General features: G+C 72.3%; 2 protein-coding genes. Both read left to right on the top strand.

Annotation, left to right across the window (positions count from 1 at the left end; translation table 11 throughout):
• Positions 1–13 precede the first annotated feature (13 nt).
• Positions 14–1,447 carry an adenylosuccinate lyase gene (purB, locus tag V7E09_RS15385; RefSeq protein WP_324512227.1) on the top strand — a complete coding sequence of 478 codons (1,434 nt, stop codon included), beginning with the start codon at positions 14–16 and terminating at the stop codon, positions 1,445–1,447.
• Positions 1,448–1,485: 38 nt separating this feature from the next.
• On the top strand, positions 1,486–2,197 hold a 712-nt coding region (locus tag V7E09_RS15380), incomplete at its 3' end, for a DMT family transporter (RefSeq protein ID WP_324523709.1).

Here is a 2,197-nt window from a genome sequence, read left to right as displayed (position 1 = left end):
GCAAGGAGAACCGATGACCGTCCCCAACGTGCTCGCCAGCCGCTACGCGTCGCCCGCGATGCGGGAGCTGTGGAGCCCGCAAGCCAAGATCGTCGCCGAGCGGCGGCTGTGGCTGGCCGTACTGGAGGCCCAGCGTGACCTCGGGGTGGACTTCGGCGGGGACGATCCCGACGCCGTGCTGGCCGACTACTACCGCGTCCTGGAGCAGGTCGACCTGGACTCCATCGCGGCTCGGGAACGCATCACCCGCCACGACGTGAAGGCCCGCATCGAGGAGTTCAACGCGCTCGCCGGTCACGAGCACGTCCACAAGGGGATGACCTCGCGCGACCTCACCGAGAACATTGAGCAGTACCAGGCGCTCAGTTCGCTGAAGCTGGTCCGCGAACGCATCGTGACCGTGCTGGTGTCTCTCGCTCGGCTCGCGGTGCAGTATCGCGACCAGCCCATCGCCGGGCGCTCCCACAACGTGGCCGCCCAGATGACGACGCTCGGCAAGCGGTTCGCGACCGCCGCCGACGAACTGCTGGTCGCCTACGAGCGGGTCGACGAGCTGATCGGCCGCTACCCGGCCCGCGGCATCAAGGGCCCCGTCGGTACTGCCCAGGACATGCTTGACCTGCTCGGCGGGGACGCCGCCAAGCTCGTCGAACTCGAACGCCGGGTCGCCGCCCACCTCGGGTTCACCCGGGTGCTCACCTCCACCGGCCAGGTGTACCCGCGCTCGCTGGACTTCGACGTGCTGGCCGCCCTCGTGCAGACCGCCGCCGCCCCCTCCAACGTCGCCACCTCGATCCGGCTCATGGCCGGAGCCGAACTGGTCACCGAGGGGTTCAAGGAGGGCCAAGTCGGCTCCTCGGCGATGCCGCACAAGATGAACACCCGCTCGTGTGAGCGCGTCAACGGCCTGTCGGTGGTGCTGCGCGGCTACCTGTCCATGGTCGGCGAGCTCGCCGGGGACCAGTGGAACGAAGGTGACGTGTCCTGCTCGGTGGTGCGCCGCGTCGCCCTGCCCGACGCCTTCTTCGCCGTGGACGGGCTGTTCGAGACGTTCCTGACCGTGCTGGGCGAGTTCGGGGCGTTCCCGGCCGTCATCGAGGCCGAACTCCAGCGCTACCTGCCGTTCCTGACCACCACCAAGGTCCTCATGGCCGCCGTCCAGCACGGCGTGGGTCGCGAGGAGGCCCACGAGGCCATCAAGGAGCACGCCGTCGCCGTCGCCTTGGAGATGCGCCGCACCGGACGCAAAGACAACGACCTGTTCGACCGGCTCGCCGCCGACCCGCGCCTGGGCGTCTCCCGCGAGGTGCTGGACGCCGCCGTCGCGAACCCGCTCGAACTCACCGGATCGGCAGCCGCCCAGGTGGACGCCCTGGCCGCCCGGGTCGCCGAACTGGCCGCCGCCCATCCCGAGGGCGCCGCGTACGCCCCCGGCGACGTGCTGTAGGCCGGACGCTGGACGCGCGGCGCGCCCCCGCGGGGGGCATGGTCGCCCTGGTCGTGGCCGGGGTGGCGTGGGGTACCTCGGGGACCCTGGGGACGCTGCTCGTCGCCGCCACCGGCCTGCCGTTCCTGTCGGTGGCGGGCTACCGGATCCTCGTCGGCGGCGCCTTGTTGACCCTCCTCGCGCTCGCGCTGCGACGCTTCCGCCCGCCGAGGACGCGCCGGGGCTGGGGCCGCCTGGTGGCGGTCGCCGCGGCGTCCGCCGTCTACCAACTCGCCTTCTTCAGCGCCGTCGGCGTGGTGGGTGTCTCGATCGCGACGCTGGTGGCGATCGGATCGGCACCCGTCTTCGTCCTGACCGCCGACCTGGCCAGCGGACGCCAGCGGCTGCGGCCCCGGCTGGTGGCCGCCCTGGGCTGCACCGCGGCGGGGCTGGTCCTGTTCATGGGCACCCCGCCCGCGGGTATCGCGCCCGCGGCGGCGCTCCTGGGCTGCGGGCTGGCAGTCATCGCGGGGGCCGCGTTCGCGGTGATCAGCCTGCTGGGGGCCCGGCCCGAACCCGACTTCGACACCATCACCGGCACCGCAGGGTCCTTTCTGCTGGGCGGCTGCGCCGTCCTCGTCGTCGCCGCGCTGGCGGGCGGACCCGTCGGCTTTTCGCCCACGTCGGCGGCGCTGACCTGGGTGCTGTTGCTCGGACTGATCCCTTCGGCGCTGGCCTACGCCGCCTACTTCGTCGGCCTGGGGTCGCAGA

The organism is Propioniciclava sp. (genome assembly GCF_036744435.1).
In the GTDB taxonomy this organism is placed as follows: Bacteria; Actinomycetota; Actinomycetes; order Propionibacteriales; family Propionibacteriaceae; genus Propioniciclava.
This window is presented reverse-complemented; position numbering and strand designations above follow the sequence as displayed.

Bases quoted from the DNA above. Each gene is read 5' to 3' on its own strand.
- purB (WP_324512227.1), top strand. From the start codon at position 14: ATGACCGTCCCCAACGTGCTCGCCAGCCGCTACGCGTCGCCCGCGATG.